At 42.8% G+C, this 1,954-nt stretch carries 2 protein-coding genes and 1 tRNA gene; 1 reads left to right on the forward strand and 2 read right to left on the reverse strand.

Going from position 1 to position 1,954, the window contains the following annotated elements; translation table 11 throughout:
• The coding region (locus GRP75_RS25710) for an IS4 family transposase (protein ID WP_483311115.1) at window positions 1-518 on the reverse strand (518 nt) is incomplete at its 3' end.
• Window positions 519-1,020: 502 nt separating this feature from the next.
• A tRNA-Arg gene (locus GRP75_RS25715) sits at window positions 1,021-1,094 on the reverse strand.
• A gap of 174 nt (window positions 1,095-1,268) precedes the next feature.
• Between GRP75_RS25715 and GRP75_RS25720 the strand changes: the two genes are divergently transcribed.
• The gene (locus tag GRP75_RS25720; protein ID WP_016324668.1) at window positions 1,269-1,562 is read left to right on the forward strand and encodes a magnetosome magnetite crystal formation protein family; all 294 of its coding nucleotides are present in this window, start codon (window positions 1,269-1,271) and stop codon (window positions 1,560-1,562) included.
• The last annotated feature ends 392 nt before the right edge of the window (window positions 1,563-1,954 follow it).

The following is a 1,954-nucleotide window of genomic DNA, read 5'->3' on the forward strand; positions in this document are numbered from 1 at the left end:
AGAAATAGACGAGAAAATCGCGCAAAGGAAAGAACGGCATGTTGGGGCCATGAAGTCTGAGCAGCAACAAATAGCCAATTGAGCAGGACATAGACGATTAGAGCACAGAATAATTGCCCATAGACCGCATTTTCAGTCGTACCAAACAGCGTTGGAATATTCAAATGTTGCTTGATCCAACGAAAGAAGACTTCAATCTGCCATCGAGCCTTATAGATCTGTGCGATTTGTTCTGCGGTCACCTGCATTAAATCGGTAACCACCCGAATTTCCCGACCTTCAAAATCCCGAAACATCACCACACGATGACGTTGTCTGGAACGACACTGAGGGGTTCCCAACTGGCAAGTGATATCCCGAATGACGGATGAATCTGGCTTCGTAAGGCGACGTAGCGCATGAGGCTTTTCCAAATGGACGTTGTCGCGAAGCCGAATGACAAACGATTGTCCATGGGTTTTGAAGTGATCCAGACGCTCCAGTTCCCCATAAGCACGGTCCATCACCTTTGTCTTCATAACCTATTAACTTCACAACCCCTTGAACTTCTTCAGGAGTCAGCATGGATTGAAGGATAGATGTAATCGTGATAGAATTTTTCATGAGATCGTCTTCTTTCGGATTCGTTTGGATGGTACCAACGATTCTATAGAAAAGACGATCTTTTTTCTACCATTTTGTGGTTATTCAACAGGCGTGCTACTATATAAAGGTATTAGTTTACTGTATGTTTCGGAGCGGCTTGGTCACGCCTCATTAGATATCACTACCTCTACATATGCCCACCTTATGAAAGAGCTACGTGAACAGGATTCAAAACAAACAACAGACATTTTTGAACGTTTATATAGCGTGTAAAAATCGTGTGTATAATTTGAGTAAACAGGTGTATTAATCACACCTTTTTCTAACGTTTTCTATCGTAACCCCAATAAAAGAAAAAACGCCCCAAACCCTTATATATCAAGGATTTGAGGCATTTTTAATTTCGTTCAAACTTTACATATCTGAACGCTTCGACGTCCCAGGAGGGATTCGAACCCCCGACCGACGGCTTAGAAGGCCGTTGCTCTATCCAGCTGAGCTACTGGGACAAGATAGTGATCAATAAAACCTTATGTATTCAGCGCATTGATTATTATATCACATTTCGGGCAACTGTCAAAAGCATTTTTTTATGATATAGGGAAGCTGGCTGCAAAAGGAATCATTTGGACGCTAACGGGGTATTATGTACAAAGAACCATGCATAAAGGAGGGGTTAATCCGTGAGAGGTCTTTTGTCGTCACTTTGTTATTTCAGCATTTTCTTCGCACCTTTTCTAGTGCCTGTCATTGTGTGGATTGCAGTACGGGACGAATATGTTCAGGGACATGCAAAAAAGGCTATTTTATCGCATATTTTCCCCATTATTGCGGCAATTCCGCTAGTGTATTTTATTATTACGGCGAATCATGCAGGTTCAGTGATCGGGTTTGTACTGCTATTTGTAGTGGTCTATCTCGGGGTTTTTGTTTATAACATCTACAAAGGGATTATGACGCTGCGTGAAGCGGCTTAGTTCAAAAAGAAGCCTCCTGCATACCGCAAATTTGGCGGGATACGGAGGCTTCTTTAGGGTCATTTTTGATGAGTTGCTGTTGCTATTTAGTTCAATGGCTGCTTATTTATTCCCAAAGCGTTTAGGACTTTTCCGTACTTCATGTCTTACGTTTTTCTCCAGCACTTCTTCCGCGAACTCATTGTTATGAATATAACTGCTGCCTTTGTTTTTCTTATACTTCGCTTTGCCGTCTATGATTTCCCCCTCCTTTCACGCTGATCTGGCGATGGCGCCGGAGCCCAAATCAACAAAAACCGAGGCATAGCACACCATATCCTCATGCCCCGAACTCCTTGGCGAACTCTGTGCTGAGCTGCCCATAGGAGAGCAATTCTTTTTTAAACTTCTCT

Origin of the sequence: Paenibacillus sp. OT2-17, from assembly GCF_009827695.1 — a bacterium.
Classification (GTDB): Bacteria; Bacillota; Bacilli; order Paenibacillales; family Paenibacillaceae; genus Paenibacillus; species Paenibacillus polymyxa_B.